Raw genomic sequence first — 26,328 nt, forward strand, 5'->3', positions numbered from 1 at the left:
CAATGGGGGCCAGGCTGCCGAAAGGTCGATCAAGATACACAGCGCACCCCTGGCGCACAAGCCACCAAAAGTCGGATAGAGCCAGGTCCCAAGCAGACTGGACAAAGCGCCACAGGTACGCCCTGTCAGGCGATGGAAAAACGCTGCCGGGACGCTTTCCCGGGCACTACCCGGTGTTGCGCAGGCCCGCCGCGATCCCCGCCACACTGACCAGCAAGGCCTGCTCCAGAGGGCTGTCGGTCTGATTTTCCCGCTGCCGGCCACGGGCCAGCAATTCAGCCTGGAGCAGGTGCAAAGGGTCCAGATAGGTATTGCGCACACTGATAAATTCCAGGGTCTCCGGGCTATGGGCCAGCAGTTGCGACTGCCCGGTCAAGCTGAGCACCGAAGCCACCGCCTGCGACAATAGGCCGCGCAGGTGCTCACCCAACGGTCGCAGGCTCGCCTGCACCAGGCGCTCGTCATACAACTGGGCAATATTGCCGTCGGCCTTGGCCAGGACCATTTCCAGCATGTCGATACGGGTACGGAAAAACGGCCAGTGCTCACGCATCTGCGCCAGCAGCTCGCCTTCACCACGCTGCAGGGCCGCATCCAGCGCCTGTTCCCAGCCCAACCAGGCCGGCAGCATCAGGCGGGTCTGGGTCCAGGCGAAGATCCAGGGAATGGCCCGCAGGCTTTCCACCCCTCCCTCACGGCGCTTGGCCGGGCGACTGCCGAGCGGCAGGCGGCCCAGCTCCTGCTCTGGAGTGGCCTGACGGAAATAATCGACGAACTGCGGATGCTCACGCACCACCGCGCGGTAGGCCGCCACGCCATCGCTGGCCAGACGATCCATCAGCTCGCGCCAGGCCGGCTCCGGAGCCGGCGGTGGCAACAGGGTGGCCTCCAGCACGGCGGCCAGATAGAGATTGAGGTTCTGCTCGGCGATATCCGGCAGGCCGAACTTGAAGCGGATCATCTCGCCCTGTTCGGTGGTGCGAAAGCGCCCCGCCACCGAGCCCGGCGGCTGCGAGAGGATGGCCGCATGGGCCGGGCCGCCGCCACGGCCAACCGTACCGCCGCGACCGTGGAACAACAGCAGCTCGACCTGCTTGTCACGACACACCTGCACCAGGGTTTCCTGGGCACGGTACTGGGCCCAGGCGGCTGCAGTGGTGCCGGCATCCTTGGCCGAGTCGGAGTAACCGATCATCACTTCCTGCGGCCCGTGCAGGCGCGCGCGGTAGCCGTTCAGCCCCAGCAGACGCTCGATCACCGGGCCGGCGTTGTCCAGATCGGCCAGGGTCTCGAACAGCGGCACCACACGCATGGGCCGCTGCAAGCCGGCCTCCTTGAGCAGCAACTGCACCGCCAGCACATCGGAGGCAGCACCCGCCATGGAGATCACATAGGAACCCAGGGAGGCCGCAGGCGCGGCCACCACTTCGCGGCAGGTGGCCAGCACTTCTTCGGTTTCCGCGCTGGGCTTGAAATGACCCGGCAACAGCGGCCTGCGGTTATCCAGCTCGGTCAGCAGAAACTGCTGGCGCCGCTCTTCATCCCACTCAGCGTAACGCCCCAGGCCCAGGTAATCGGTGATTTCATTCAGGGCGGCGGCGTGCCGGCTGGAATCCTGGCGCACATCCAGGCGCACCAGAAACAGGCCGAAGGTGGCGGCCCGGCGCAGGCAGTCGAGCAGCGGGCCATCGGCGATCACGCCCATGCCGCATTCATGCAGGGACTGGTAACACAGGCTCAGGGGCTCGATCAGCTCGCGGTTGTCCTGCAGCACCATCGCGGGCGCCTCCAGGCGCTCGTGCAGGGCGGCCTCGGCCCAGCTGCGGGTGGTGCGCAGGCGCTCACGCAGCTGTTTCAGTAGTGCCCGGTAAGGCTCGGCGCTCGGCCCCACCCGCGCCAGCAACTCGGCGCTGGCCTGCTGCATGGACAGCTCGGCGGCCAGCTGGTCGATATCACGTAGGTACAGGTCGGCCGCCATCCAGCGCGCCAGCAGTAGCACCTCGCGGGTAACGGCGGCGGTGACATTGGGGTTGCCATCGCGGTCGCCGCCCATCCAGGAGGCGAAACGAATCGGCGCGGCATCCAAAGCCAGGTGCATACCGGTGGCGGCCTGCAGGGCCTGGTCGGCCTTGCGCAACACCCTGGGCACGGCATGCCAGAGCGAATGCTCGATCACCGCAAAGCCCCACTTGGCTTCATCCACCGGGCTGGGCCGACTGCGACGGATTTCCTCGGTGTGCCAGGCCTCGGCAATCAGGCGCTGCAGACGGGTACGAATCTGCTCGCGCTCGGCCGGCAACAGGTCGCGGTGATCGCCTGCGGCCAGCTGTTCGGCGATGGCATCGTACTTCTGGATCAGGGTACGCCGCGCCACCTCGGTGGGGTGGGCGGTCAGCACCAGTTCGATATCCAGGCGGGCAAACTGGCGGGCCAGGGCCTCCCCCTTGTGCCCACTGGCGAGCAGACGTTGGAGCAGCTCGCTCAGCACACAGGCCTCGAAGGGCTCGCCCTCCTGCGGCTCACGGCGGCGCACCCGGTGGTACTGCTCGGCGATATTGGCCAGATTGAGAAACTGATTGAAAGCCCGCGCCACCGGCAGCAGTTCGTCGTCAGCCAGTTGATCGAGGCTGGCACTGAGCTGTTCAGCGCCCTCCCGGGAGCCCCGGCGTGCACCCTTGGCGCTTTTGCGGATACGCTCGATCTTGTCGAGAAAATCCGCGCCCAACTGGTTGCTGATGGTATGCCCCAGCAGCTCGCCAAGCTCATGCACATCCTCGCGCAAACGTGCGTCTATCTCTGCCATGTCCGATGCCTCCGCTGTCCATCCATGCCCTTAGAGTGCCCAGCGCGGCGAGTTCTTACAAGGGCGCGACACCACCCGACAGAGTGCTCGCAAAGGGCTAGGCTTAAAGCATCGAAGAGCAGGCGCAACGGAGGTCGCCATGAAGATTCGTGAGCTTATCCCGCACTGGGAACGCAATGGCAAGGGGCGCCTGAGCCCCACGCCCTACCAGATACGCCTGGAGCTGGAAGCCGCTGCACGGTTGGCGGCGTTGCAGGAGATGTACCCCAAGCACCATATCGAGGAGCTGCTGGGCGAGTTGATCGGCGCCGCCCTGGAGGAGCTGGAAAGCAGCCTGCCCTATGTAAAAGGCAGCAAGGTGGTGGCCCTTGATGAGCAGGGCGACCCTATCCATGAGGATATTGGCCTGACCCCGCGCTTTCTGGCCCTGTCGCGCCAGCATCTGGCGCGCCTGAGTCAGCAGCTTGATCAGGCCAGCTGAGGCTTATTCCTCGGTTTCACCGGCATTGCAGCGTACGGCGCGCTTCTTGTTGTCCACCAGTACGCCCGTCAGCCCGCGTTGTTTCAGGTCGAACAGTACCAGTACGCCATCAACGCACTGGCCAACCTGATCGGCCGGTTTCAGGGAGATACGGTAGTCCTCGCCGGGCACCGTCTTGAGCATGGTGAAGTCGGCCAGCAGCAGAGCGTCCTCCTCCTTGGCAAAATGCAGGTAACCGTAGTAACCCAGGGCGGCTACCGTGGCGCAGACCGTGGCGATGGCAGTCAGAATCAGGGGAATGGGATTCACGTCTTGCATGGTTGAGTTCTCACACAGGCTGAAAGCTGCGCGATTCTATGCCCTTTTGCCGCTTAGCGGGGGCGCTCTGACAGGTAGAACGCGCTGCCAGCCCAGCGAAAGTTAGGCAAGCGCCACCGGCAATCCTGCTTATAAGTGTGCGTAACCGCCCACAAGAGGTTTGCCCATGAGCCTGCCCTGGTCCCCGGCCCTGCTTGAGCTGGCCCACACTCCTGCCGGTCTGACCGCCAGTTATATCGATTCGCTACTGCCCGCAGCCACACAGATGGGCCTGGACATCCCCAGCCTGCTGGCAGAGGTCGGCCTGGATCTGGCCCAGTTGCGCTCACCCCTCTACCGCCTGTCACTGTTCAAGGCCTTCGACCTGCTGCTACGGGCCGAGCAACAAAGCGCTGATGCGCTGCTGGCCCTGCGCCTGGCTCAGCAGGTGCAGCCACGTTCCTTTCAACTGCTCGGCTACATTTGCATCAGCTGCGCCACCCTGGGCGAGGCTATCCAGCGCCTGCAGCGTTTCGAGACCCTGGTCTGGGACATTGGCCATATCGAATCAGTGGATGAAGGCGAGACACTGGCCCTGACCTGGCAAGCACCCGAGCTGGCCTGGTTGCCCCGTCAGGTGGTGGAAATGGCCATCAGTGGCTGGCTCGCCCTGGGCCGCCAGCTGAGCTCGTACAGCGATGCATTCAGCGAGCTGCGCGTGGAGTTTCGCCACCGCCTGATCGAGGACGCGCAACACTACCAGGACATACTGGGCTGTCCGGTACGCGGCGGCGCCGGGCGCAATGCCCTGCTGCTGCCCAAGACGCTGCTGAGCATGCCCTTGCGTCAGGCCGATCCGCTGCTTAACCAGCTGATGCACAGTCAAGCCCAGGCCCACCTGAGCAGGCGCAGCAGTCTGGCCGAGCAGGTACGTGGCCTGCTGCTGCAAAACCTGCCCTATGCAGACTGCGATGCCGAACACCTGGCCGCCCAACTGGGACTGAACCTGCGCAGCCTGCGCCGGGGATTGCAAGCTGAAGGGCTGAGCCTGCAACAGTTGCTCGATGAGGTACGTCATGACCTGGCCCTGGCCCATCTGCGGCATAGCTCCCGCTCATTGATGGAAATCGCCTGCCTGCTCGGCTTCGCCGACCAGAGCGCCTTCACCCGGGCCTTTCGCCGCTGGCAGGCCTGCGCCCCCAGCGCCTGGCGCCGCAGGCGCACGGCAAATTTGTCTTCAGCCAGCACCAACAGGAGTTACCCGGGCCAAGAGTCCCGCAGGGGGACTCCGTAAAGTCGGGGCCCCGACCCTGATAGGAGCAGCGCATATGCCCTGGTACCTGCAAGCCTTGATCTGCATCCCCCTGGGCCTGGCCCTGGGCAATTTCACCGAATGGTGGTTCCACCGCTGGGTACTGCACGGCCTGGGGCGCAAACGTGGCACCTTCTGGAGCTTTCACTTCCATGAGCACCACCGCAACGCCCGCCGCCACAATTTCCACGACCCCAGCTACCAGCGCTCGCCCCTGGCTCTGCATGCCCAGGGCAAGGAGGCCTGGGCCCTGATCGGCGCCAGCCTGCTGATCAGCCCGCTGCTGCTCTGGGCACCCTGGCTGTGCCTGACCCTGTGGTACTGCGCCCTCAACTATTACCTGACCCACAAGAAGTCCCACGAACAACCCCAGTGGGCCATGCAGCACCTGCCCTGGCACTACGACCACCATATGGGGCCCAACCCCCATGCCAACTGGTGTGTAACCAAACCCTGGAGCGACTGGCTGTTCGGCACCCGCGAACACTTCCTGAAAAAATCCGCCAACGACAGCCTGACAGCCCGCTAAGAGCTGCACTGCGGCCCCGCGTCAGCCATGTTAATCTTGCCGGCTTTCGCGGGTGCCCCAGGCGTTCCAGCCATCTCGGCACCCCCAACCCACCCTGCGGCTGGCCGCCATGATGCGGCCCCGCATTGCCGAGCCCCTGTCAGCCCCCGATGAGCAAATCGACCGCAGACCTCTCCGCACACACCCCGATGATGCAGCAGTACTGGAAGCTGAAGAATCAGCATCCGAACGAGCTGATGTTCTACCGCATGGGCGATTTCTACGAAATCTTCTACGAAGATGCGAAAAAAGCCGCCAAGTTGCTGGATATCACCCTGACGGCCCGGGGTCAGTCCGCCGGCCAGGCCATCCCCATGTGCGGCATCCCCTTCCATTCCCTGGAGGGCTATCTGGCCAAGCTGGTCAAGCTCGGCGAGTCGGTGGTGATCTGCGAACAGATTGGCGACCCGGCCATCAGCAAGGGCCCGGTGGAGCGCCAGGTGGTGCGTATCATCACCCCCGGCACGGTGAGCGACGAAGCACTGCTCGATGAGCGCCGCGACAACCTGCTGGCGGCCGTGCTGGGCGATGAGCGCCTGTTCGGCCTGGCGGTGCTGGACATCACCAGCGGCCGTTTCAGTGTGATGGAAATCAAGGGCTGGGAGAACCTGCTGGCCGAGCTGGAGCGCCTGAACCCTGCAGAATTGCTGATCCCCGACGACTGGCCCCAGGATCTGCCGGCGGAAAAACGCCGGGGGGCCCGTCGCCGCGCGCCCTGGGACTTCGAGCGCGACAGTGCGCTCAAGAGTCTCTGCCAGCAGTTTGGCACCCAGGATCTCAAGGGTTTCGGCTGCGAGAACCTGACCCTGGCCATCGGCTCTGCCGGCTGCCTGCTGGCCTACGCCAAGGAAACCCAGCGAACTGCCCTGCCGCACCTGCGCGGCCTGCGCCATGAGCGCCTGGACGACACGGTGATCCTCGACGGCGCCAGCCGGCGCAACCTGGAACTGGATATCAACCTGGCCGGCGGGCGCGACAACACCCTGCAATCGGTGGTCGACCGCTGCCAGACCGCCATGGGCAGCCGCCTGCTCAGCCGCTGGCTAAATCGCCCATTACGCGATCGCAGTATTCTCGAAGCGCGCCAAGAGTCGATTGCCTGCCTGCTGGAGCGCTACCGCTTCGAGACCCTGCAGCCGCTGCTCAAGGAAATCGGCGATCTGGAGCGCATCCTCGCCCGTATCGGCCTGCGTAATGCCCGCCCGCGCGACCTGGCACGCCTGCGCGATGCCCTGGCCGCCCTGCCTGAACTGCAGATGGCCATGACCAATCTGGAGGCGCCGCACCTGGGCGCCCTGGCCGCCAGCGTCAGCACCTACCCGGAGCTGGCCGAACTGCTGGCCCGGGCCATTATCGACAACCCGCCGGCGGTGATCCGCGACGGTGGCGTGCTGAAGACCGGCTATGACGCCGAGCTGGACGAACTGCAGGCCATGAGCGAGAACGCCGGCCAGTTCCTGATTGATCTAGAGGCAAGAGAAAAAGCCCGCACCGGCCTGGCCAACCTCAAGGTCGGCTACAACCGGGTGCACGGCTACTTTATCGAGCTGCCCAGCAAGCAGGCCGAGTCGGCCCCCGCCGACTATATCCGCCGCCAGACGCTCAAAGGTGCTGAACGCTTTATCACCCCAGAGCTGAAAGAGTTCGAGGACAAGGCGCTGTCGGCCAAGAGCCGCGCCCTGGCCCGCGAGAAGATGCTCTACGAGGAACTGCTGGAACACCTGATCGGCCACCTGGGACCACTGCAGGACAGCGCCGCGGCCCTGGCCGAGCTGGACGTGCTGAGCAACCTGGCTGAACGCGCGCTGAACCTGGACTTCAATCGCCCACGCTTTGTCGACGAGCCCTGCATGCGCATCGAGCAGGGCCGCCACCCGGTGGTCGAGCAGGTGCTGAGCACGCCCTTTGTGGCCAACGACCTGAGCCTGGACGATGACCAGCGTATGCTGATCATCACCGGGCCGAACATGGGCGGTAAATCCACCTATATGCGCCAGACCGCGCTGATCGTGCTGCTGGCCCATATCGGCAGCTATGTGCCGGCCGCTGCCTGTGAACTGTCCCTGGTGGATCGCATCTTTACCCGCATCGGCTCCAGTGATGACCTGGCCGGCGGCCGCTCGACCTTTATGGTGGAGATGAGCGAAACCGCCAATATCCTGCACAACGCCAGCGAGCGCAGCCTGGTGCTGATGGACGAAGTGGGTCGCGGCACCAGCACCTTCGACGGCCTGTCCCTGGCCTGGGCCGCCGCCGAACAACTGGCCAGCCTGCGCGCCTGGACCCTGTTCGCCACCCACTATTTCGAGCTGACGGTCTTGCCGGAAAGCCAGCCGCGGGTGGCCAACGTGCACCTCAACGCCACCGAGCACAACGAGCGCATCGTCTTCCTTCACCATGTCCTGCCCGGCCCCGCAAGCCAGAGCTACGGCCTGGCCGTGGCGCAACTGGCCGGCGTGCCCAGTCAGGTCATCCTGCGTGCCCGCGAACACCTGGCGCGCCTGGAAACCACCAGCCTGCCCCACGACCTGCCGCAGGCCGCGAGCAATGGCCAGACCCCGGCGCCGTTACAGAGCGACCTGTTCGCCAGCCTGCCGCATCCCTTGCTGGAGGAATTGCACAAGATCAACCCGGATGATCTGACTCCGCGCAAAGCGCTGGAACTGTTATATACATGGAAGACACGCTTCTAACGCAGCCGCGAACAAACTGTTAGAATCGCGCGCATTTTTATGACTGCCCGGCTTAACAGACCGTTGAAAACGTAGGCGAGGCAGGCAAGACAAGGCAAAAGGGGCCGAAAAAGCGGAGTGTACGAGTTGTACATGAGCATTTTGAGGCCACTTTTAACGCTGGATTGCCTACGCAGGTAGCTTTTCAACAGCCTGTTAAAGCCTGAGCCGTGACCATTACCCTGCTTGCTCAAGCCCGCATAGAACGGGAAGACTGGCCCCGAGGAGAGAATCAGACATGACCTTCGTCGTTACCGACAACTGCGTCAAATGCAAATACACCGACTGCGTAGAAGTCTGCCCGGTTGACTGCTTCTACGAAGGCCCGAACTTCCTGGTGATCCACCCGGACGAGTGCATCGACTGCGCCCTGTGCGAGCCCGAGTGCCCGGCCCAGGCCATCTTCTCCGAAGACGAGGTGCCGGAAGATCAGCAGGAATATATCGAGCTGAACGCCGACCTGGCGGAAATCTGGCCGAACATCACCGAGAAGAAAGAAGCCCTGCCGGACGCCGAAGAGTGGGATGGGGTGAAGGACAAGCTGCAGTATCTGGAGCGGTAAGCGCCAGGCTGTACGACCAAGACCCGCACAGTGCGGGTCTTTTTATGGGCGCAGGCAAATTGCAGGCAAAAAAAAGGGGCGGCTTGCGCCGCCCACTCTTTTGTCCCTAATCCCTCTATTTCCTGCTCATCATCCTGATGACTCGCATCCTGCGAGGTTCCTGATTGCCGTCCTGGCAATCTGTGCTTTTCCCTAAACACAGGTGCAATACTAGCGCGCCAAAGCCCAAGCTCAAGGCTGGCATTCTGCCTTCAGACACCACTCCAGCCACTCAAGATAAAAATTAAAACCCTTAAATATCAAATAGATACAAAATTTAAGAACCCAAAATAGATGTATTCTGGCCGGCCGACCCAGCATCGGCTTACGCATCATGTAAGCAATGACTTACATAGTGCGCATCGAAAACGGCCGAGAGCCCTTTTGCCATCGCCCCCTGCCGAAACTGTCAGCCCTATCCGGCAAAGAATAAAAAACCCGGCCAAAGCCGGGTTTCCATAGGTGTATGGACCTCACTGGAACAGTGAGTCGCTGGACAGCCCGTTACTTTCCAGTATCTCGCGCAGGCGCTTAAGCGCTTCCACCTGAATCTGCCGAACCCGCTCGCGGGTCAGGCCGATTTCCTGGCCTACCTCTTCCAGGGTGCAGCTTTCGTGGCCGCGCAGGCCAAAACGGCGAATCACCACCTCACGCTGCTTGTCGGTGAGTTCCCCCAGCCACTGGTCAATGCTCTGGGACAGATCGTCGTCCTGCAGCAACTCACAGGGATCGGTGGGTCGATCATCGGTCAGGGTGTCGAGCAGGGTCTTGTCCGAATCCTTGCCCAGGGAAACATCCACCGAGGACACACGCTCGTTCAGACCGAGCATGCGCTTGACCTCGCCCACGGGTTTTTCCAGCAGGTTGGCGATCTCTTCGGCGGACGGTTCATGGTCCAGCTTCTGGGTCAGCTCACGGGCCGCCCGCAGATAGACATTGAGCTCCTTGACCACATGGATGGGCAGACGAATGGTACGGGTCTGATTCATGATCGCCCGCTCGATGGTCTGCCGAATCCACCAGGTGGCATAAGTCGAGAAGCGGAAACCGCGCTCGGGGTCGAACTTCTCCACCGCGCGGATCAGGCCCAGATTGCCCTCTTCAATCAGGTCCAGCAGAGAGAGGCCACGATTGACGTAACGACGAGCAATCTTCACCACCAGGCGCAGGTTGCTTTCGATCATGCGTTTACGGCCCGCAGGATCGCCCTTTTGCGCCAGACGGGCAAAATGCACTTCTTCTTCGGGGGTCAGGAGGGGGGAGAAACCGATTTCGTTGAGGTACAGCTGCGTGGCATCCAGCGCCCGGGTGTAATCGATGTATTTGTGCTGCTTGGTGCTGCTACTCGCGGTCTTGGTCTTAGTGCGAGAAGCAGGCGCTTCATCGCTTGAGTCTTCGTCAAAAATGATACCCGGCTCCATCAGGAGCACTTCATCGTCGACGTCAAACTCCGGCGCTTCTTTTTTAGTGAGAGCCATTGTTGTTATTCCTTGCTGAGTTCGACAGCAAGCTCAAGCGTGACCGATTCCCTGGCAACACCGAGCCCGTCCCCCTATGTGAAGGAACAGGCTATGCAAGGGTCAACGGCGCGGCAGGTATTGCAGCGGGTCTACGGGTTTCCCCTGACGGCGAATCTCAAAGTGCAGCTTCACCCGATCAGTACCCGTGGAGCCCATCTCGGCAATGGTTTGCCCGGCCTTGACCTTTTGCCCCTCCTGCACCAACAACCTGCGGTTATGTCCGTAGGCGCTTACATAGGTATCGCTATGCTTGATGATCAGCAACTCGCCGTAGCCCCGCAAACCACTCCCGGCGTACACCACCGACCCATCAGACGCAGCAGAAACAGGCTGGCCCAATTCACCGGCGATATCAATGCCTTTATTCAAACTACCGTTTGAGGAAAATCGACTGATGACCGTGCCTTGCGCAGGCCATCTCCAGCCACTGGCTGAACGCTCTACCGGTGTCTTGGGCGTGCTGACAGGCAGCGTTTTACTCGGCGCGGGCTGTGCTTGTTTGGTTGCCGGCTGAACCGGCTGACTGGGTCTTGGCGCAGGGGCCGGGATCACCACAGGCGCTTTGGCGACCTGGGTGGAACGGGCCGGTGGCTGGCCGTCGAAGCGAATGACCTGCCCCACCCGAATCAGATAGGGCTCGACGATACCATTGCGCGCAGCCAGGGCTTTCCAGTCCCAGCCGAAACGAAAGGCGATGGAATACAGGGTATCGCCGCGGCGCACCACATACTGCCCGGAGGTCACCGGCTGACGTGACTGGGCAACGCTCGCGATCGGACGATTACCACTGCGATCAACCACCTGCACACCACCGGGAGGCGGACTGGCGCAGCCGGCCAATACGGCCATGCACAGCAGTGCAACCCGCATCGCAGCAATCTTGCTTGGGCCTCTGCCCATTTGCATCCCCCGAGAACTCACCCGTCTCTCCCTACTCTGGCGATAAGACCACGATTTTGCCGCAATTACTGTACGCCATCGGTATCGGACTGGTGACGTGCGGCCAGCCATTGCAGCCCCAGCACCAGAACAATGCCCCCCAGGGCCAGCGCGATGGCCAGCAGCAACTGCGGATCCTGGCCGCTGACTTCGGCAAAACGTCCTGGCAGCAGGTTAGCCTGCAACATGGGCAACTGCTCGCCATGGCGATCGGTGCGCCAGGTCAGGGTCTCCTTCCAGGGCCAGATCTTGTTCAGCGAACCCAGCATCAAACCGGTAAGAAAGGCCAGACTCAGATCGCGCCAGCGCACCAGCAGCCAGCGCAACAGGCTGGCAAAGCAGATCAGACCGACCAGGCAGCCACTGGCAAAGACCGCCAGAAGCAACACATCCAGACTTTTCACCGCCCCCAGCACCACGGCATACAACCCCAGCAGCACCAGGATAAAACTGCCGGAAATGCCCGGCAGGATCATGGCGCAAATGGCGATGGCACCGGCTAGAAACAGGCTCAGCGGATCGCTGCCCAGTTGCACCGGTGAGGCCACGGTAATCCAGTAGGCGAAACCGGCACCGAGGATAAAGCTCAGGCACCGGCTCCAGTTCCAGCGCTGAATCTCCCGCCCCACCAAATGGGAGGACACCAGAATCAGGCCGAAGAAGAACGACCAGACCGGTATCGGTTGCTCGGCTAACAGGTAGGTGATCAGCCGCGCCAGGCTGAGCACGCTGGTGAGGATACCCAGCAGCAGCACCAGCAGAAAGGTGGCGTTGGCCGCCCGCCAGGCATCGACAATACGTCCGCGCAACAGCATCAGAGCCGCTGCCGGAATGCTGGCGATGGAGCGCAGCAGTTCGTCATAGATACCGGTGATAAAAGCTACAGTGCCGCCGGAAACGCCGGGCACCACATCGGCCGCCCCCATGGCCAGACCTTTGCCATAGAGCAGGAAGTACTTCTTCATGGTTCCATCCATATCAACTGAAATCAGGCCAGGGGGCCGTTGAGCAAAGGCACAAAACGCACAGCGTCGAGGACCTGGCGGGAGAAACCGTCCTCCTCGCGCACGATCAGCAGCAACTCCTGAACCGCACCCGCGCCGACCGGAATCACCAGACGACCACCGGGTGCAAGCTGCTCCAGCAGCGCCTGGGGCACTTCGGCGGCAGCGGCGGTGACGATAATGCCGTTGTAGGGGCCCAGGGCATTCCAGCCCTCCCAGCCATCGCCCCAGCGGAACACCACATTGCGCAGATTGAGCTGAGCCAGGCGTTCCTTGGCCTTGTCCTGCAGGCTCTGGATACGCTCCACGGTAAAGACCCGCTCCACCAGCTGGGCCAGAATCGCGGTCTGGTAGCCCGAACCGGTGCCGATTTCCAGCACCTTGTCCAAGGGGCCGGCGGCCAGCAGCAGCTCGCTCATACGCGCGACCATATAGGGCTGGGAGATGGTCTGGTTGTTGCCGATGGGCAGCGCGGTGTCTTCATAGGCACGATGGGCCAGGGCCTCATCGACAAACAGATGGCGCGGGGTACGACGAATGGTCTCCAGCACATGGGCATTGGACAGGCCCTCTTCGTACAGGCGCTGAATCAGACGCTCGCGAGTACGCTGGGAGGTCATGCCGATGCCCCGATGGTGCAGTTCGTCCTGCTCGCGGCGCATCACAACAAAGCCTCCAGCCAGGGCTGCAGGCGGTTCAGGCCTTCCTGGAAAGTGCGATCCAGCTGCAACGGGGTGACCGAGACATAGCCCTGCATCACCGCATGGAAATCCGTGCCGGGGCCGCCATCTTCGGCATCTCCGGCCACCGAAATCCAGTAACCCTCTTTACCGCGCGGGTTGACCACCTTGACCGGCGCGGCGGCGCGAGCGCGATGGCCCAGGCGCGTGAGCTGAATACCGCGGATATGCTCCAGCGGCAGGTTGGGGATATTCACGTTGAGCACGGTGCGCGGCGGCAGATCGAGGCTTTCATGGGCCTCCACCAGCTTGCGGGCAAAATAGGCGGCAGTCGGCAGGTTGTCCGGCAGGCGCGACAGCAACGAGAAGGCAAAGGCAGGGCGGGCCAGGAAGCGCCCCTCCAGAGCCGCAGCGACTGTGCCGGAATAGAGCACGTCATCGCCCAGATTGGCGCCCAGGTTGATGCCCGACACCACCAGATCCGCCACCTGCGGTAACAGACCATTGAGGCCCAGATGCACGCAATCGGTGGGTGTACCGTTCAGGCTGATAAAGCCATTGGGCAAGGTATTGGGATGCAGCGGACGGTCGAGGGTCAGCGAACTGCTGGCACCACTCTTGTCCTGATCGGGGGCGATCACCGTGCACTCGGCATAATCGCTCAGTGCATCATGCAGCGCGGCCAGGCCAGGTGCGGCCACGCCGTCGTCATTGGAAATCAGAATACGCATGGGTTGTCCGTCTGCCCTGCAGGCAATAGGTCGACCAGTTCACGCACCAAGACGGTGGCAAAGCATCCAGCCGGCAGGACGAATTCCAGTTGCAGAATGTCAGGCTCGGGATAATGCCACGACAGGCCGCCAATGGGGAGGCGCAGGATGCGCCGTTCGTGCGTCATGCCCGCTTCTGTCAACCAATCGGCCAGGACGCTTTCGCGCCCGGCCAGATCCTGCTCCAGCGCCTGCGCTACACCAGCTGCCGTAGAGGCGCCAGCGCCCCACAGCGGGCCGGTGGGATGCAGATCGAGAATCGCCAGGCGCGGATCGCTGCACTCCGCCTCGCCGGCGGGGAAGAAGCTGCGACTGTCGGTAAAGGCCAGCAGATCACCGGGCAGCGCCTGATTCCAGGTACCGGCGGCGACCCGCTCGGCCAGCACCCGATTGAACAGGTAACTGCGCGCTGCCGAAAGCAGCCGCGAACGCAGATTGCGCTTGTCCGGCAGACTCTGGTTCGCCGCGCAATGGCGGGCATGGGCCAGGTTGCCGCCTTCGAAGCCAAAGCGCTGCAGGCCGTAATAGTTGGGAACGCCCTGGGCAGCGATTTGCGTCAGGCGCTTATCCAGTGCCTCGCGATCGGCAGCCAGCTGAGTCAGGCGCAGGGTAAAGCCGTTGGCGGCATGGGCGCCGCGCTGCAGTTTACGGCTATGGCGCAGCTGTTTGAGGATGCGCAGACCGCCATCCTCGGCCGCGCTCAGATCGGGATCAAGCTTGCCCGGCAGGTGCAGGCTGAACCACTGACGGGTCAGGGCCTGACGATCCTTGAGGCCGGCATAGCTGATCAGCTTCAGCGGCACACCGGCGGCGCGGGCGATGCGCTTGGCCGCCTCCTCGGTATTCAGCTCGCGCTTTTCTACCCATAGCCAGAGGTGTTCACCCTCACCGCTCAAGGCGATATCCAGCACCTCGTCGACCTGGAAATCTTCCGCCACGGCCTTGAGCACCGCCGTACCACAGGGTTCGCCATAGGCGCGCGGGCCGAGCAATTCGAGTTCGCTCATCGGGCAACCAACAACGCAACGGCGTGCACGGCAATGCCTTCTTCACGCCCGGTAAAACCGAGCTTCTCGGTGGTGGTGGCCTTGACGTTGACCTGATACAGACCTACCTGCAGGTCCTCGGCAATCCGCGTGCGCATGGTCTCGATATGCGGCGCCATTTTCGGTGCCTGGGCGACGATGGTGGCGTCGACATTGCCCACCGCCCAACCCTTGGCGTGCACCAGATCCAGTACATGACGCAGCAGCACGCGGCTGTCGGCGCCCTTGAAAGTCGGGTCGGTGTCGGGAAAATGCTTGCCGATATCGCCCAGCGCCGCGGCACCGAGCAGGGCATCGCTCAGGGCATGCAGCAGCACGTCACCATCGGAATGGGCCAGCAGGCCGAACTTGTGGGGAATCTGCACGCCGCCCAGGGTGATGAAATCGCCCTCACCGAAGCGGTGTACGTCATAACCATGGCCAATACGCATATAAAACAACGCCCTGAAAAAGTCAGGGCGTGATTCTACATGCAGGAGCCGCGTTGCTGGCGAACCAAACGGCGTTCATCGTCGCCCGATCAGACCAGCAGCGCCTTGGCATGATGCCGCAGGTGGTCATCGATAAAGCTGGCGATAAAGTAGTAGCTGTGGTCGTAGCCCGGCTGCAGACGCAGGGTCAGCGGATGGTTCGCCGCCTCGGCCGCTGCCTGCAATGCCTCGGCTTTAAGCTGGGTGGGCAGAAAGTCGTCGCGATCGCCCTGATCGACCAGAATCGGCAAACGTTCCGTCGCCTCGGCCAGCAGCGCGCAGGCATCCCATTCACGCCAGCGGGCGCGGTCGTCGCCCAGATAGCGGGAGAAGGCCTTCTCGCCCCAGGGACAGTTCAGCGGATTGCTGATCGGCGCAAAAGCCGACAGCGACTGATAGCGCCCGGGGTTACGCAGGGCGCACACCAGCGCCCCATGCCCACCCATGGAATGACCGCTGATACCGCGCCGCTCGGATACCGGGAAGTGGGCCTCGATCAGGTCCGGCAATTCCTGCACCACATAGTCGTGCATGCGGTAATGCCGCGCCCAGGGCTCCTGGGTGGCGTTGAGGTAAAACCCCGCGCCCAGGCCAAAATCCCAGGCACCGTCCGGGTCATCCGGCACCCCCTCGCCGCGCGGGCTGGTATCCGGCGCGACGATAACCAGCCCCAGCTCGGCCGCCAGCCTGTGCGCTCCGGCCTTGTGCATAAAGTTCTCGTCGGTGCAGGTCAGGCCGCTCAGCCAGTACAGCACCGGCAGCTTCGCGCCCTGCTCGGCCTGGGGCGGCAGGTAGACGGCGAACTGCATCGCGCAGTTGAGTGTGCTGGAGCGGTGGCGATAGCGCTTGTGCCAGCCGCCAAAGCTCTTGTTGCTGGAGACAATTTCCAGGGTCATGCCAATCTCCGTAGGGTGCGCCATGCGCACCAGGGGTTTGCGGTGCGCACGGCGCACCCTACGAACTGCCGGTGTGCAGCTATCAGAAATGGATAACGGTACGGATGCTCTTGCCTTCGTGCATCAGGTCAAAGGCGGTGTTGATCTCGTCCAGCGGCAGGTTGTGGGTAATAAAGGTATCCAGAGGGATCTCACCCTTTTGCGCCTTCTCCACATAGCTGGGCAGCTCGGTACGGCCCTTGACCCCACCGAAGGCACTGCCGCGCCAGACCCGCCCGGTGACCAGCTGGAACGGCCGGGTGCTGATTTCCGCACCGGCCGGTGCCACACCGATAATGGTCGATTCGCCCCAGCCCTTGTGGCAGCACTCCAGCGCCGCACGCATCAGCTGCACATTGCCGACGCATTCGAAGGAGTAATCCACCCCACCGTCGGTCATTTCGACGATGACCTCCTGGATTGGTTTGGCGAAGTCCTTGGGGTTGACGCAGTCGGTGGCGCCCAGCTCACGGGCGATGGCGAACTTGGCCGGGTTGATATCGATGGCGATGATGCGCCCGGCTTTGGCCATCTTGGCGCCGATAATCGCCGCCAGACCGATGCCGCCCAGGCCGAAGATGGCCACAGTCGTGCCCTCCTCGACCTTGGCGGTATTGAGCACCGCACCGATACCGGTGGTGACGCCACAGCCGAGCAGACAGACCTTCTCCAGCGGCGCCTCCTTAGGAATCTTGGCCAGGGAAATCTCCGGCAGCACGGTGTACTCGGAGAAGGTCGAGCAGCCCATATAGTGGTAGATCGGCTCGCCGTTGTAGCTGAAACGGCTGGTGCCATCAGGCATCAGGCCCTTGCCCTGGGTGGCACGCACCGCCTGGCACAGGTTGGTCTTGCCGGAGGTGCAGAACTTGCAGGTACGGCATTCGGCGGTATAGAGCGGGATCACATGATCGCCCACCGCCAGGGAGGTGACCCCCTCACCCACCGCCTCGACGATACCGCCCCCCTCATGGCCGAGGATGCAGGGGAAGACGCCTTCGCTGTCCTCGCCAGACAGGGTGTAGGCATCGGTGTGGCACACCCCGGTGGCCACAATGCGCACCAGTACCTCGCCGGCCTTGGGCGGCGCCACATCGACTTCGACGATCTGCAGCGGCTGATTGGGGGCAAAGGCTACGGCGGCACGGGACTTGATCATGATCGCTCTCCAGCGGATTCAACGGTGGCGCAGAGTGTAGATCAGTGCTCAAGATAGATAATCCAGCAATAAACAAAACATTATTGCTATATAGGGACAATGATCAGCACCCAACAAGGAGAAGCAGCATGAACCGCTGGGAAGGTCTGGACGAGTTCGTTGCCGTGGCCGAGTGTGGCCAGTTCACTGCTGCCGCTGAGCGCTTGGGACTGTCGTCCTCTCAGGTCAGCCGCCAGGTGGCGCGCCTGGAGGAACGCCTGCAAAGCCGCCTGTTCTATCGCAGTACCCGGCGAGTGGCCTTGACCGAAGCTGGGCAAACCTTTCTGCAGCATTGCCGGCGCCTGCAGGATGCCCGCGAGGAAGCCCTGCGCGCAGTCAGTGACCTGGGTAGCGAACCCAAGGGGCTGCTGCGCATGACCTGCGCGGTGGCCTATGGCGAACGCTTTATCGTGCCCCTGGTGACCGACTTTATGTGCCGACACCCGCAACTGCGGGTGGAGATCGAACTGAGCAACCGCACCCTGGATCTGCTCCATGAAGGGCTGGACCTGGCCATTCGTCTGGGCCGCCTGCAGGACTCACGCCTGGTGGCCACACGCCTGGCACCCAGGCAGATGTACCTGTGCGCCGCACCGGACTATCTGCAGCGTTATGGCCGCCCTCATTCATTGTCGGAACTGGCGCGGCATAACTGCCTGATCGGCAGTTCCGATCACTGGAGCTTTCAGCTGGACGGCCGCGACGCCAGCCTGCGGGTGCAGGGCAACTGGCGCTGCAACAGCGGCCAGGCGGTGCTGGAGGCTGCGCTACGTGGCCTGGGGCTGTGTCAGCTGCCGGACTACTATGTACTGGAGCATCTGCGCAGCGGCGCCCTGGTGTCCCTGCTGGACAATCAGCAGCCCCCTGATACCGCAGTGTGGGCCCTGTACCCGCAACAGCGGCATCTGTCGCCGAAAGTGCGAAAACTGGTGGACGTTCTCAAGCAGGGGCTGGCCCAGCGTCCGGAATACCAGTAGAAGCTTGTGCAATGGAATGTCACAGCTCAGGCGGAACCGCCCCCGCCTGCAACGCCTCTGAATAGGACTCACTCACCCAGAGAGGTCGATACCATGCAAGTACTGGTCAACAGCGACAACCATATCGGCGCGTCGCAAGACTTTATGAGCAGCATCAGCAAGCGTGTAACGGACAAGATCAAGCGTTTCGACGATCACCTGACCCGGGTCGAAGTGCATCTACGCGATGAGAACGCCCACAAGGCAGGCAGCCATGACAAACGCTGCCTGATCGAGGCCAGACCAAAAGGACGTGAGCCGGTCTCGGTGTCCCACCATGCCGACCATCTGGAAAAGGCGATCGACGGTGCCCTCGACAAACTGGGTACCGTACTGGAAAGGGATATCAGCAAGCATCGGATCAGCTAGGGGATGCATCCCAAAGCCCGGCCAGCAGCCTCAGATCTTCCGGCCGGGTGACCTTGAGGTTATCCGCGCGCCCTTCGATCAAGCGGGGCGCGTGGCCCGCCCATTCCATGGCCGAGGCCTCGTCGGTTACCGGCACACCTGCGGCCAGCGCAGCACCAAGCGCCTCGCGCAGCGGGCCGAGACGGAACATCTGCGGGGTATAGGCCTGCCAGATCTGCGCGCGGTCCAGGGTGGTTGCCACCCGTCCATCACGGCCAATCTGTTTCAGCGTATCCCGCGCCGGCACCGCCAGCAGGCCACCCACCGGGTCGTCTGCCAGCTCGCCAAGCAGTTTGTCCAGATCACTGCGCGCCAGGTTGGGCCGGGCCGCATCATGCACCAGCACCCAGTCCTGCTCGGCCGCGCCCTGTTGCTGCAGCGCCTGCAGGCCGGAAAGTACCGAGTCGGCACGCTCGCGCCCACCGGCACAGCGCTGGATACGCGGGTCACTGGCCAACTCCAGCTGCGGCCAGTAGGGGTCATGCTCAGCCAAAGACAGGGCCAGGCCCAGCAGATCGGGATGATCCAGAAAGCCTTGCAGGCTGTGTTCGAGAATGCTCCTGCCGGCCAGCTCCAGGTATTGCTTGGGGCGGTCGGCCTGCATCCGTGCGCCGATACCGGCGGCCGGAATCACCACCCAGAATGGCAGGCGCTGTTGCATGCTCATTCGGTCAGCAGATAGAGGGTTTCACCCTCTTTGACCATGCCCAGTTCCTGGCGGGCACGCTCTTCCACGGTTTCCATGCCCTGCTTGAGTTCCAGCACTTCCGCTTCGAGGATGCGGTTGCGCTCAAGCAGCCGTTCATTCTCGGCGCGCTGGTCGGCAATCTGCTGCTTGAGATGGCTGGCCTGAGCCAAGCTGCCGTCACCCACCCACAGACGATACTGCAGCCCTGCCAGGAGCAGGATCAGTACGACGAATAACCAGTGGTAATTACGCATGGGGCGGCTCGCGGCTTGAGTCATCGGCATGGTAGGGGCTGCGCACATGCTTGAGAAGAAGCCGACTGATGGGCGGACGGACATTATCGATTACTGCATCCATGCTTCGATTCCCTGAAAACTATAAAAAAGGGCGACTTGCGTCGCCCTTTTTTATCACGCGGCGCTTAGCCGCGGAACTCGGCGCGGCCCTTGTAGGGAGCCTTGCCGGCCAACTGCTCTTCGATGCGCAGCAGCTGGTTGTACTTGGACACGCGATCCGAACGGCACAGCGAACCGGTCTTGATCTGGCCGGCGGCGGTGCCTACGGCCAGGTCGGCGATGGTGCTGTCTTCGGTTTCGCCGCTGCGGTGCGAGATGACCGCGGTATAACCGGCGGCCTTGGCCATCTGGATGGCTTCCAGGGTTTCGGTCAGCGAGCCGATCTGGTTGAACTTGATCAGGATCGAGTTGCCGATGGACTCGTCGATGCCGCGCTTGAGGATCTTGGTGTTGGTGACAAACAGGTCGTCGCCGACCAGTTGCACCTTGGCGCCGATCTTGTCGGTCAGCACTTTCCAGCCCGCCCAGTCGGACTCATCCATGCCGTCTTCGATGGAGATGATCGGGTAGCGCTGGGTCAGGCCGGCCAGGTAGTCGGCAAAGCCTTCGGCGCTGAACACCTTGCCTTCGCCGGCCAGGTCATACTGACCATCCTTGTAGAACTCGCTGGAGGCGCAGTCCAGGGCCAGGGTCACGTCAGTGCCCAGCTTGTAGCCGGCATTGGCCACAGCCTCGGCGATGGCGGCCAGGGCATCTTCGTTGGAGGCCAGGTTCGGTGCGAAACCACCTTCGTCACCGACCGAGGTGCTCAGGCCACGGGCCTTCAGTACAGCCTTGAGGTGATGGAAGATCTCGGTACCCATGCGCAGGGCATCGGAGAAGGTCTTGGCGCCAACCGGCTGCACCATGAATTCCTGGATATCGACGTTGTTGTCGGCATGCTCGCCGCCGTTGATGATGTTCATCATCGGTACCGGCATGGAGTAAACACCCGGGGTGCCGTTCAGGTCGGCGATATGCGCGTACAGCGGCACGCCCTTGGCGGTGGCGGCGGCCTTGGCGGCAGCCAGGGACACGGCGAGGATGGCGTTGGCGCCCAGCTTGGCCTTGTTCTCGGTGCCGTCCAGTTCGATCATGGCGCGGTCCAGGACCTTCTGGTCGGTTGCGTCCTTGCCCAGCAGCAGGTCGCGGATCGGGCCATTGATGTTGGCCACGGCCTTGAGCACGCCCTTGCCCAGGTAACGGCTCTTGTCACCGTCACGCAGTTCCAGCGCTTCACGCGAACCGGTGGAAGCACCGGACGGCGCGCAGGCGCTGCCGATGATGCCGCCTTCGAGGATTACATCGGCTTCCACCGTGGGATTGCCGCGGGAGTCGAGAACTTCACGACCCTTGATATCGACGATCTTTGCCATCGCGTTAAGCACTCCAGATTATTGCTGTAAAAGGATGCCGACCGGATCAACGGTCGCAGGCGGCAACACCTGACCCAAAGGTCAAAAAATATCTGCCGCGCACTTTACCGGAGAATTTGCCGTTCAGGCAGTCTCAATCGGCGGAAAACTCTTGATCAGATCATCCAGCTGCTTGAGCTGGGTGAGGAAGGGCTCCAGCTTGTCCAGGCGCAGGGCACAGGGGCCGTCGCACTTGGCATTGTCCGGATCCGGATGGGCTTCCAGGAACAGACCAGCCAGGCCCTGGCTCATGCCGGCCTTGGCCAGGTCGGTCACCTGGGCGCGACGGCCACCGGCGGAATCGGCGCGACCGCCGGGCATCTGCAGGGCGTGGGTCACGTCGAAGAACACCGGAAAGTGGGTCTGCTTCATGATGCCGAAGCCGAGCATATCCACCACCAGGTTGTTGTAACCGAAGGAGGAACCGCGCTCGCAGAGGATCAGCTGATCATTACCGGCTTCCATGCACTTGGTCAGGATGTGCTTCATTTCCTGGGGTGCAAGGAACTGGGCTTTCTTGATATTGATCACCGCGCCGGTCTTGGCCATGGCCACCACCAGATCGGTCTGCCGTGAGAGGAAGGCCGGCAGCTGGATAATGTCGCACACATCCGCCACCGGCTGGGCCTGATGGGGCTCATGCACGTCGGTGATCACCGGCACGCCGAAGGTCTTCTTCACTTCCTCGAAGACCTTCATGCCCTCTTCCAGGCCGGGACCACGGAAGGAGGTGATGGAGGAACGGTTGGCCTTGTCGAAGCTGGCCTTGAACACATAGGGGATGCCGAGTTTTTCGGTGACCCGTACATATTCCTCGCAAGCGCGCATGGCCAGGTCGCGGGACTCGATGACGTTGATGCCGCCGAACAGCACGAAGGGCTTGTCGTTGGCGATCTCGATAGTGCCAACCTTGATGATCTTCTGACTCATGCCTTAAGCCTTCTTCGCTTGCTGGGCCAGGGCGGCGTTGACGAAGCCACTGAACAGCGGGTGGCCATCGCGCGGCGTAGAGGTGAATTCCGGGTGGAACTGGCAGGCGACGAACCAGGGATGATCCGGGCTCTCCACCACTTCGACCAGGGCACCGTCGCCAGAACGACCGGTCACCTTGAGGCCAGCCTCGATCAGTTGCGGCAGCAGGTTGTTGTTCACTTCGTAGCGATGACGATGACGCTCGACGATTACATCCTTGCCGTAGCAGGCATGCACTTGCGAACCGGCCTGCAGCTGGCAGTCCTGGGCGCCCAAGCGCATGGTGCCGCCCAGATCGGAAGCATCGCTGCGCTTTTCCACCTCACCGGTGGCGTCCTGCCACTCGGTGATCAGGCCGACCACCGGATGAGTGCTGGCGGCATCGAATTCGGTGGAGTTGGCATCGCTCCAGCCCAGCACATTGCGGGCGTATTCGATAACGGCCACCTGCATACCCAGGCAGATGCCCAGGTAAGGGATCTTGTTCTCGCGGGCGTACTGCACGGTCTTGATCTTGCCTTCCACGCCGCGCAAGCCGAAGCCACCCGGCACCAGGATGGCGTCCACACCTTCGAGCAGGCTGGTGCCCTTGTTCTCGATATCTTCGGAATCGATATAGCGCAGGTTGACCTTGGTACGGTTCTGGATACCGGCGTGGCTCATGGCCTCGATCAGCGACTTATAGGCATCCAGCAGCTCCATGTACTTGCCGACCATGGCGATGGTGACTTCCTTCTCCGGATGCAGCTTGGCATCCACCACGCGGTCCCATTCGGACAGGTCGGCACCGCCGCACTCCAGACCGAAGCGCTCCACCACATAGTCATCCAGGCCTTGGGCATGCAGCACGCCGGGGATCTTGTAGATGGTGTCGACGTCTTCCAGGCTGATCACCGCACGCTCTTCGACGTTGGTGAACAGGGCGATCTTGCGCCGCGAGGAGACATCGATCGGATGATCGGAGCGGCATACCAGCACGTCCGGCTGCAGGCCGATGGAGCGCAGTTCCTTGACCGAGTGCTGGGTCGGCTTGGTCTTGGTTTCGCCGGCGGTGGCGATATAAGGCACCAGGGTCAGGTGCATCAGCATGGCGCGCTTGGCGCCCACTTCCACGCGCAGCTGGCGGATGGCTTCGAGGAACGGCTGGGACTCGATATCGCCCACGGTGCCGCCGATTTCCACCAGAGCCACGTCGGCATCGCCGGCACCCTTGATGATGCGACGCTTGATCTCGTCGGTGATGTGCGGAATGACCTGAATGGTCGCACCCAGGTAGTCACCCCGGCGCTCGCGGCGCAGCACGTCTTCATAGACGCGACCGGTGGTGAAATTGTTGTTCTGGGTCATGGTGGTGCGGATAAACCGCTCATAGTGGCCCAGGTCGAGGTCGGTCTCGGCGCCGTCGTGGGTGACGAACACCTCACCGTGCTGGAACGGGCTCATGGTACCCGGATCGACGTTGATATAGGGATCCAGCTTGAGCATGGTGACCTTCAGGCCCCGCGCCTCCAGGATAGCCGCCAATGAAGCCGAGGCGATGCCTTTCCCCAATGAAGAAACAACACCACCCGTGACGAATATGTAGCGCGTCATGAAAAACCCTAGAAGTCTGCGTTTAAGCGGCCAATGCCGCCGGGGAAAGCGAAGGTAAGCCAAACAGGCCGCCACTTACCTTTCTATTCTATATAGGCAAATGGCTAGCCGTGCCGATTCCCTGGGGAGTCGACAAAAGCAGTAGTAAGACGGGAGCGTAGTCTACCGGAAAGGCCTTAGCAGCTCAAACCTTGATCACTGCTCGGCGGCTGCCAGATTAATCGCCAGGCGCCATCCGTCGGCCCATCCAGGCCGGGCAGGTTGGCCAGCGCCAGCAGTTGCCCGTCGCGCCATAACAAGGGCAAGCGCGTCCGCACAAAAGCCGGCACGCGCCGCTCATTGAGCAGGCGTTTCAGATCACGGTGACCACGCCCCGGCAGCAGCATCTGCTCACCGCCGACACGATAGGTCAGACGCCATTGCCCGGCAGGTAAATGCCCCTCGATACGCACCCGGCCGTTAGCCGGCAGTTCCAACCAATCCTCGTCCGGCTCTGTCATCGGCAGCACCCCTGGCTCCACCAGCCACTCACCGGCCAGCCACCAGATACGCGCATCACCTCGCCGCAACTGCCCTTGCCCCACAACCCAGACAGGCGCCGCATCGACTGCGGCATCTCGCAGCGCCTGCCAGCCAGCCCAGTGTTCCGTATCGGGCATGCGGGTCAACGGCCGCAACCAGTAGCGCAAGACATTGCGCTGACGCGCCTCGCTCAAGGCCGCCAGCGGCCCCAAAGGCAGATTCGGCACCCCCAACCAAGCGTACTCAGGCGCCTCCATCACAGCGGCCTCAAGATCCAGCTCGGCCAGTTCGGCCAGCAATTGCGTCGCCTCACGCAGGTGCTCGGCACTACGCGCCATACTCGCCTGCGCCCGGGGCCAGCGCTCGGCCAGCAGCGGCATAACGCGCTGACGCAGAAAGTTGCGAGCAAAATGAATATCAGCGTTGCTCGGGTCCTCCACCCAGGCAAGGCCATGGGCCTGGGCATAGGCCTGCAGCTCGGTCCTGGAGCAACCCAAGAGCGGGCGCAATAGATGACCGTCACCCAGGGCGCGACCGGCCGGCATGGCGGCCAAACCCTGCACCCCGGCGCCACGCAATAGACGAAACAGCAGGGTCTCGGCCTGATCGTCAGCGTGCTGACCGGTCAACAGCAGCTCACCCGTTGTCAGGTTATTGGCAAAAGCACTGTAACGGGCTCGACGGGCTGCTTGCTCGATACTGGCGCCCGCGTCCACCTGCACGGCGAGCACCTGCAGCGGCACACCCAGGGCGGCACAAACAGCCTGACAGTGTGCTGGCCAGGCATCGGCTATCGCCTGCAGACCGTGATGAATATGCAGGGCGCGCAGCGGCGGAAGAGGCTCCTGGCGCGCCCAACTGGCCAGCAGATGCAATAGCACCGTGGAATCCAGACCACCGGACAAAGCGACACACCAGCCCGAGGCATCACGCCAGGGCTGCAGGGCATCGCTTAGACGAGTCTGCAGAGAATTCATTGGCCAAGCTTAAAACAACAACGGGCCCGAAGGCCCGTTGTCTGTACAGCGGCCCGGCAATCAGGCAATGCCATAGCTCATCAGACGCTCATAACGACGCGCCAGCAGCTCGGCGGTGTCGAAGGTCTTGAGGGTTTTCAGCTGGGCCTGCAGGGCCTGACGAATAGCCTCGGCTGCCGCTGCCGGATCGCTGTGGGCGCCGCCCAGGGGCTCATTGATCACCTGATCGACAATCCCCAGACCTTTCAGACGCTCTGCGGTGATGCCCATTGCCTCGGCGGCATCCGGGGCGCGCTCGGAGGTCTTCCACAGAATCGAGGCGCAGCCTTCCGGCGAGATCACCGAGTAGGTGGAGTACTGCAGCATATTCAACTGGTCGCATACACCGATGGCCAGGGCGCCACCGGAACCACCCTCACCGATCACGGTGGCGATAATCGGAGTTTTCAACCGCGCCATCACCCGCAGGTTCCAGGCAATGGCCTCGCTCTGCCCACGCTCTTCTGCGTCGATGCCCGGGTAGGCGCCCGGGGTGTCGATAAAGGTCAGGATCGGCATCTTGAAGCGCTCGGCCATCTCCATCAGACGACAGGCCTTGCGATAACCCTCGGGGCGCGGCATGCCGAAATTGCGGCGCACCTTCTCGCGTACCTCGCGACCCTTCTGGTGACCAATGACCATCACCGGCTCACCGTCCAGACGCGCCACGCCGCCAACAATGGCCGGGTCATCGGAGAAATGCCGATCACCGTGCAGCTCGTCAAACTCGGTAAAGATGTGCTGCAGGTAATCCAGGGTATAGGGGCGACGCGGGTGGCGCGCCAGCTGGGCGATCTGCCAGCTGGTCAGGTTGCCGAAGATACTTTCGGTCAGGGTGCTGCTCTTGTCCTGCAGGCGGGCGATTTCATCGCTGATATTCAGCGAGTTGTCACTACCGACCAGGCGAAGCTCTTCGATCTTGGCTTGCAGGTCGGCGATCGGCTGTTCGAAATCGAGAAAATTCGGGTTCATAGTCATCCGTCTTGCGTCGACGGCCAAGTGGCCGGGGA

Annotated in this window: 25 protein-coding genes; 7 read left to right on the forward strand and 18 right to left on the reverse strand. The window is 62.6% G+C overall.

What is annotated here, in order from left to right; all coding sequences use genetic code 11:
- Positions 1-166: 166 nt before the first annotated feature.
- Positions 167-2,803 carry a phosphoenolpyruvate carboxylase gene (gene ppc, locus GJV18_RS13690; protein WP_160346519.1) on the reverse strand — a complete coding sequence of 879 codons (2,637 nt, stop codon included), beginning with the start codon at positions 2,801-2,803 and terminating at the stop codon, positions 167-169.
- 139 nt (positions 2,804-2,942) lie between these two features.
- On the opposite strand from ppc, the gene GJV18_RS13695 reads away from it, so the two are divergent.
- Positions 2,943-3,284 (forward strand): pilin assembly protein, encoded by a 342-nt coding sequence (locus GJV18_RS13695; RefSeq protein ID WP_160346521.1) that lies wholly within the window; start codon positions 2,943-2,945, stop codon positions 3,282-3,284.
- Positions 3,285-3,287: 3 nt separating this feature from the next.
- On the opposite strand, the gene GJV18_RS13700 is transcribed toward GJV18_RS13695, so the two are convergent.
- The gene (locus tag GJV18_RS13700) at positions 3,288-3,602 is read right to left on the reverse strand and encodes a hypothetical protein (protein WP_160346523.1); all 315 of its coding nucleotides are present in this window, start codon (positions 3,600-3,602) and stop codon (positions 3,288-3,290) included.
- A gap of 166 nt (positions 3,603-3,768) precedes the next feature.
- Between GJV18_RS13700 and GJV18_RS13705 the strand changes: the two genes are divergently transcribed.
- From GJV18_RS13705 to fdxA, 4 genes are all read left to right on the forward strand, one after another.
- Positions 3,769-4,875, forward strand: a complete 1,107-nt coding sequence (locus GJV18_RS13705; RefSeq protein ID WP_160346525.1) for an AraC family transcriptional regulator — start codon at positions 3,769-3,771, stop codon at positions 4,873-4,875.
- A gap of 34 nt (positions 4,876-4,909) precedes the next feature.
- A complete protein-coding gene (locus GJV18_RS13710) occupies positions 4,910-5,422 on the forward strand; it encodes a sterol desaturase family protein (protein ID WP_218572112.1) in 513 nt (170 codons plus the stop codon).
- A gap of 149 nt (positions 5,423-5,571) precedes the next feature.
- A complete protein-coding gene (mutS, locus tag GJV18_RS13715) occupies positions 5,572-8,154 on the forward strand; it encodes a DNA mismatch repair protein MutS (protein ID WP_160346527.1) in 2,583 nt (860 codons plus the stop codon).
- A 277-nt stretch (positions 8,155-8,431) separates the two neighbouring features.
- On the forward strand, positions 8,432-8,755 hold the full coding sequence (gene fdxA / locus GJV18_RS13720) for a ferredoxin FdxA (RefSeq protein ID WP_160346529.1): 324 nt from the start codon (positions 8,432-8,434) through the stop codon (positions 8,753-8,755).
- 512 nt (positions 8,756-9,267) lie between these two features.
- Here fdxA and rpoS read toward each other — a convergent pair.
- The 9 genes from rpoS to GJV18_RS13765 form a co-directional block, all read right to left on the reverse strand.
- Positions 9,268-10,272: an RNA polymerase sigma factor RpoS gene (gene rpoS / locus GJV18_RS13725; RefSeq protein WP_160346531.1), complete on the reverse strand. Its 1,005-nt coding sequence runs from the start codon at positions 10,270-10,272 to the stop codon at positions 9,268-9,270.
- Between the two features lie 102 nt (positions 10,273-10,374).
- Positions 10,375-11,184 carry a peptidoglycan DD-metalloendopeptidase family protein gene (locus GJV18_RS13730; protein WP_233280175.1) on the reverse strand — a complete coding sequence of 270 codons (810 nt, stop codon included), beginning with the start codon at positions 11,182-11,184 and terminating at the stop codon, positions 10,375-10,377.
- 95 nt (positions 11,185-11,279) lie between these two features.
- Complete coding sequence (locus GJV18_RS13735; RefSeq protein ID WP_160346535.1) at positions 11,280-12,218, reverse strand: DUF368 domain-containing protein; 939 nt, start codon at positions 12,216-12,218, stop codon at positions 11,280-11,282.
- Between the two features lie 23 nt (positions 12,219-12,241).
- On the reverse strand, positions 12,242-12,877 hold the full coding sequence (locus tag GJV18_RS13740; protein WP_160346979.1) for a protein-L-isoaspartate(D-aspartate) O-methyltransferase: 636 nt from the start codon (positions 12,875-12,877) through the stop codon (positions 12,242-12,244).
- A 41-nt stretch (positions 12,878-12,918) separates the two neighbouring features.
- Positions 12,919-13,668: a 5'/3'-nucleotidase SurE gene (surE, locus tag GJV18_RS13745; RefSeq protein ID WP_160346537.1), complete on the reverse strand. Its 750-nt coding sequence runs from the start codon at positions 13,666-13,668 to the stop codon at positions 12,919-12,921.
- A complete protein-coding gene (gene truD, locus GJV18_RS13750) occupies positions 13,656-14,714 on the reverse strand; it encodes a tRNA pseudouridine(13) synthase TruD (protein WP_160346539.1) in 1,059 nt (352 codons plus the stop codon). The genes surE and truD overlap by 13 nt, the downstream gene beginning before the upstream one ends.
- On the reverse strand, positions 14,711-15,184 hold the full coding sequence (gene ispF / locus GJV18_RS13755; RefSeq protein WP_160346541.1) for a 2-C-methyl-D-erythritol 2,4-cyclodiphosphate synthase: 474 nt from the start codon (positions 15,182-15,184) through the stop codon (positions 14,711-14,713). The genes truD and ispF overlap by 4 nt, the downstream gene beginning before the upstream one ends.
- Before the next feature lie 89 nt (positions 15,185-15,273).
- The gene (gene fghA, locus GJV18_RS13760) at positions 15,274-16,119 is read right to left on the reverse strand and encodes an S-formylglutathione hydrolase (protein WP_160346543.1); all 846 of its coding nucleotides are present in this window, start codon (positions 16,117-16,119) and stop codon (positions 15,274-15,276) included.
- An 82-nt stretch (positions 16,120-16,201) separates the two neighbouring features.
- Complete coding sequence (locus tag GJV18_RS13765) at positions 16,202-17,314, reverse strand: S-(hydroxymethyl)glutathione dehydrogenase/class III alcohol dehydrogenase (RefSeq protein WP_160346545.1); 1,113 nt, start codon at positions 17,312-17,314, stop codon at positions 16,202-16,204.
- Between the two features lie 128 nt (positions 17,315-17,442).
- Here GJV18_RS13765 and GJV18_RS13770 point away from each other — a divergent pair, with 128 nt between their 5' ends.
- Together GJV18_RS13770 and GJV18_RS13775 are read left to right on the forward strand one after the other, a co-directional pair.
- Positions 17,443-18,330, forward strand: coding sequence for a LysR substrate-binding domain-containing protein (locus GJV18_RS13770; RefSeq protein WP_160346547.1), 888 nt, complete (start codon positions 17,443-17,445; stop codon positions 18,328-18,330).
- Between the two features lie 93 nt (positions 18,331-18,423).
- Positions 18,424-18,738, forward strand: coding sequence for an HPF/RaiA family ribosome-associated protein (locus GJV18_RS13775; RefSeq protein WP_160346549.1), 315 nt, complete (start codon positions 18,424-18,426; stop codon positions 18,736-18,738).
- Here the strand turns inward: GJV18_RS13775 and ispD are convergent.
- The 7 genes from ispD to accA all read right to left on the reverse strand — a co-directional run bounded on the left by ispD (position 18,731) and on the right by accA (position 26,290).
- Positions 18,731-19,438 carry a 2-C-methyl-D-erythritol 4-phosphate cytidylyltransferase gene (ispD, locus tag GJV18_RS13780; RefSeq protein ID WP_160346551.1) on the reverse strand — a complete coding sequence of 236 codons (708 nt, stop codon included), beginning with the start codon at positions 19,436-19,438 and terminating at the stop codon, positions 18,731-18,733. The genes GJV18_RS13775 and ispD overlap by 8 nt on opposite strands.
- Positions 19,439-19,440: 2 nt before the next feature.
- Entirely contained in the window at positions 19,441-19,719 is a 279-nt protein-coding gene (ftsB, locus tag GJV18_RS13785; RefSeq protein WP_160346552.1) for a cell division protein FtsB, read from the reverse strand.
- A gap of 167 nt (positions 19,720-19,886) precedes the next feature.
- The gene (gene eno, locus GJV18_RS13790; RefSeq protein ID WP_160346554.1) at positions 19,887-21,176 is read right to left on the reverse strand and encodes a phosphopyruvate hydratase; all 1,290 of its coding nucleotides are present in this window, start codon (positions 21,174-21,176) and stop codon (positions 19,887-19,889) included.
- Between the two features lie 123 nt (positions 21,177-21,299).
- Positions 21,300-22,145 (reverse strand): 3-deoxy-8-phosphooctulonate synthase, encoded by an 846-nt coding sequence (gene kdsA, locus GJV18_RS13795; RefSeq protein WP_160346556.1) that lies wholly within the window; start codon positions 22,143-22,145, stop codon positions 21,300-21,302.
- Between the two features lie 3 nt (positions 22,146-22,148).
- Complete coding sequence (locus GJV18_RS13800) at positions 22,149-23,780, reverse strand: CTP synthase (RefSeq protein ID WP_160346558.1); 1,632 nt, start codon at positions 23,778-23,780, stop codon at positions 22,149-22,151.
- A gap of 176 nt (positions 23,781-23,956) precedes the next feature.
- Entirely contained in the window at positions 23,957-25,279 is a 1,323-nt protein-coding gene (gene tilS, locus GJV18_RS13805; RefSeq protein WP_160346560.1) for a tRNA lysidine(34) synthetase TilS, read from the reverse strand.
- A gap of 60 nt (positions 25,280-25,339) precedes the next feature.
- The gene (gene accA / locus GJV18_RS13810; protein WP_160346562.1) at positions 25,340-26,290 is read right to left on the reverse strand and encodes an acetyl-CoA carboxylase carboxyl transferase subunit alpha; all 951 of its coding nucleotides are present in this window, start codon (positions 26,288-26,290) and stop codon (positions 25,340-25,342) included.
- Between the last annotated feature and the right edge of the window lie 38 nt (positions 26,291-26,328).

Source organism: Pseudomonas xionganensis, assembly GCF_009763245.1.
Classification (GTDB): Bacteria; Pseudomonadota; Gammaproteobacteria; order Pseudomonadales; family Pseudomonadaceae; genus Aquipseudomonas; species Aquipseudomonas xionganensis.

Coding starts and splice junctions, on each gene's coding strand:
- GJV18_RS13800 (WP_160346558.1), bottom strand. CDS start 23,780: ATGACGCGCTACATATTCGTCACGGGTGGTGTTGTTTCTTCATTGGGG.
- eno (WP_160346554.1), bottom strand. CDS start 21,176: ATGGCAAAGATCGTCGATATCAAGGGTCGTGAAGTTCTCGACTCCCGC.
- GJV18_RS13740 (WP_160346979.1), bottom strand. CDS start 12,877: ATGACCTCCCAGCGTACTCGCGAGCGTCTGATTCAGCGCCTGTACGAA.
- rpoS (WP_160346531.1), bottom strand. CDS start 10,272: ATGGCTCTCACTAAAAAAGAAGCGCCGGAGTTTGACGTCGACGATGAA.
- ispD (WP_160346551.1), bottom strand. CDS start 19,438: ATGCAACAGCGCCTGCCATTCTGGGTGGTGATTCCGGCCGCCGGTATC.
- GJV18_RS13710 (WP_218572112.1), top strand. CDS start 4,910: ATGCCCTGGTACCTGCAAGCCTTGATCTGCATCCCCCTGGGCCTGGCC.
- ispF (WP_160346541.1), bottom strand. CDS start 15,184: ATGCGTATTGGCCATGGTTATGACGTACACCGCTTCGGTGAGGGCGAT.
- GJV18_RS13735 (WP_160346535.1), bottom strand. CDS start 12,218: ATGAAGAAGTACTTCCTGCTCTATGGCAAAGGTCTGGCCATGGGGGCG.
- GJV18_RS13700 (WP_160346523.1), bottom strand. CDS start 3,602: ATGCAAGACGTGAATCCCATTCCCCTGATTCTGACTGCCATCGCCACG.
- accA (WP_160346562.1), bottom strand. CDS start 26,290: ATGAACCCGAATTTTCTCGATTTCGAACAGCCGATCGCCGACCTGCAA.
- GJV18_RS13775 (WP_160346549.1), top strand. CDS start 18,424: ATGCAAGTACTGGTCAACAGCGACAACCATATCGGCGCGTCGCAAGAC.
- GJV18_RS13765 (WP_160346545.1), bottom strand. CDS start 17,314: ATGATCAAGTCCCGTGCCGCCGTAGCCTTTGCCCCCAATCAGCCGCTG.
- surE (WP_160346537.1), bottom strand. CDS start 13,668: ATGCGTATTCTGATTTCCAATGACGACGGCGTGGCCGCACCTGGCCTG.
- ftsB (WP_160346552.1), bottom strand. CDS start 19,719: ATGCGTAATTACCACTGGTTATTCGTCGTACTGATCCTGCTCCTGGCA.
- GJV18_RS13695 (WP_160346521.1), top strand. CDS start 2,943: ATGAAGATTCGTGAGCTTATCCCGCACTGGGAACGCAATGGCAAGGGG.
- fghA (WP_160346543.1), bottom strand. CDS start 16,119: ATGACCCTGGAAATTGTCTCCAGCAACAAGAGCTTTGGCGGCTGGCAC.
- mutS (WP_160346527.1), top strand. CDS start 5,572: ATGAGCAAATCGACCGCAGACCTCTCCGCACACACCCCGATGATGCAG.
- kdsA (WP_160346556.1), bottom strand. CDS start 22,145: ATGAGTCAGAAGATCATCAAGGTTGGCACTATCGAGATCGCCAACGAC.
- GJV18_RS13770 (WP_160346547.1), top strand. CDS start 17,443: ATGAACCGCTGGGAAGGTCTGGACGAGTTCGTTGCCGTGGCCGAGTGT.
- GJV18_RS13730 (WP_233280175.1), bottom strand. CDS start 11,184: ATGCGGGTTGCACTGCTGTGCATGGCCGTATTGGCCGGCTGCGCCAGT.
- ppc (WP_160346519.1), bottom strand. CDS start 2,803: ATGGCAGAGATAGACGCACGTTTGCGCGAGGATGTGCATGAGCTTGGC.
- truD (WP_160346539.1), bottom strand. CDS start 14,714: ATGAGCGAACTCGAATTGCTCGGCCCGCGCGCCTATGGCGAACCCTGT.
- tilS (WP_160346560.1), bottom strand. CDS start 25,279: ATGAATTCTCTGCAGACTCGTCTAAGCGATGCCCTGCAGCCCTGGCGT.
- fdxA (WP_160346529.1), top strand. CDS start 8,432: ATGACCTTCGTCGTTACCGACAACTGCGTCAAATGCAAATACACCGAC.
- GJV18_RS13705 (WP_160346525.1), top strand. CDS start 3,769: ATGAGCCTGCCCTGGTCCCCGGCCCTGCTTGAGCTGGCCCACACTCCT.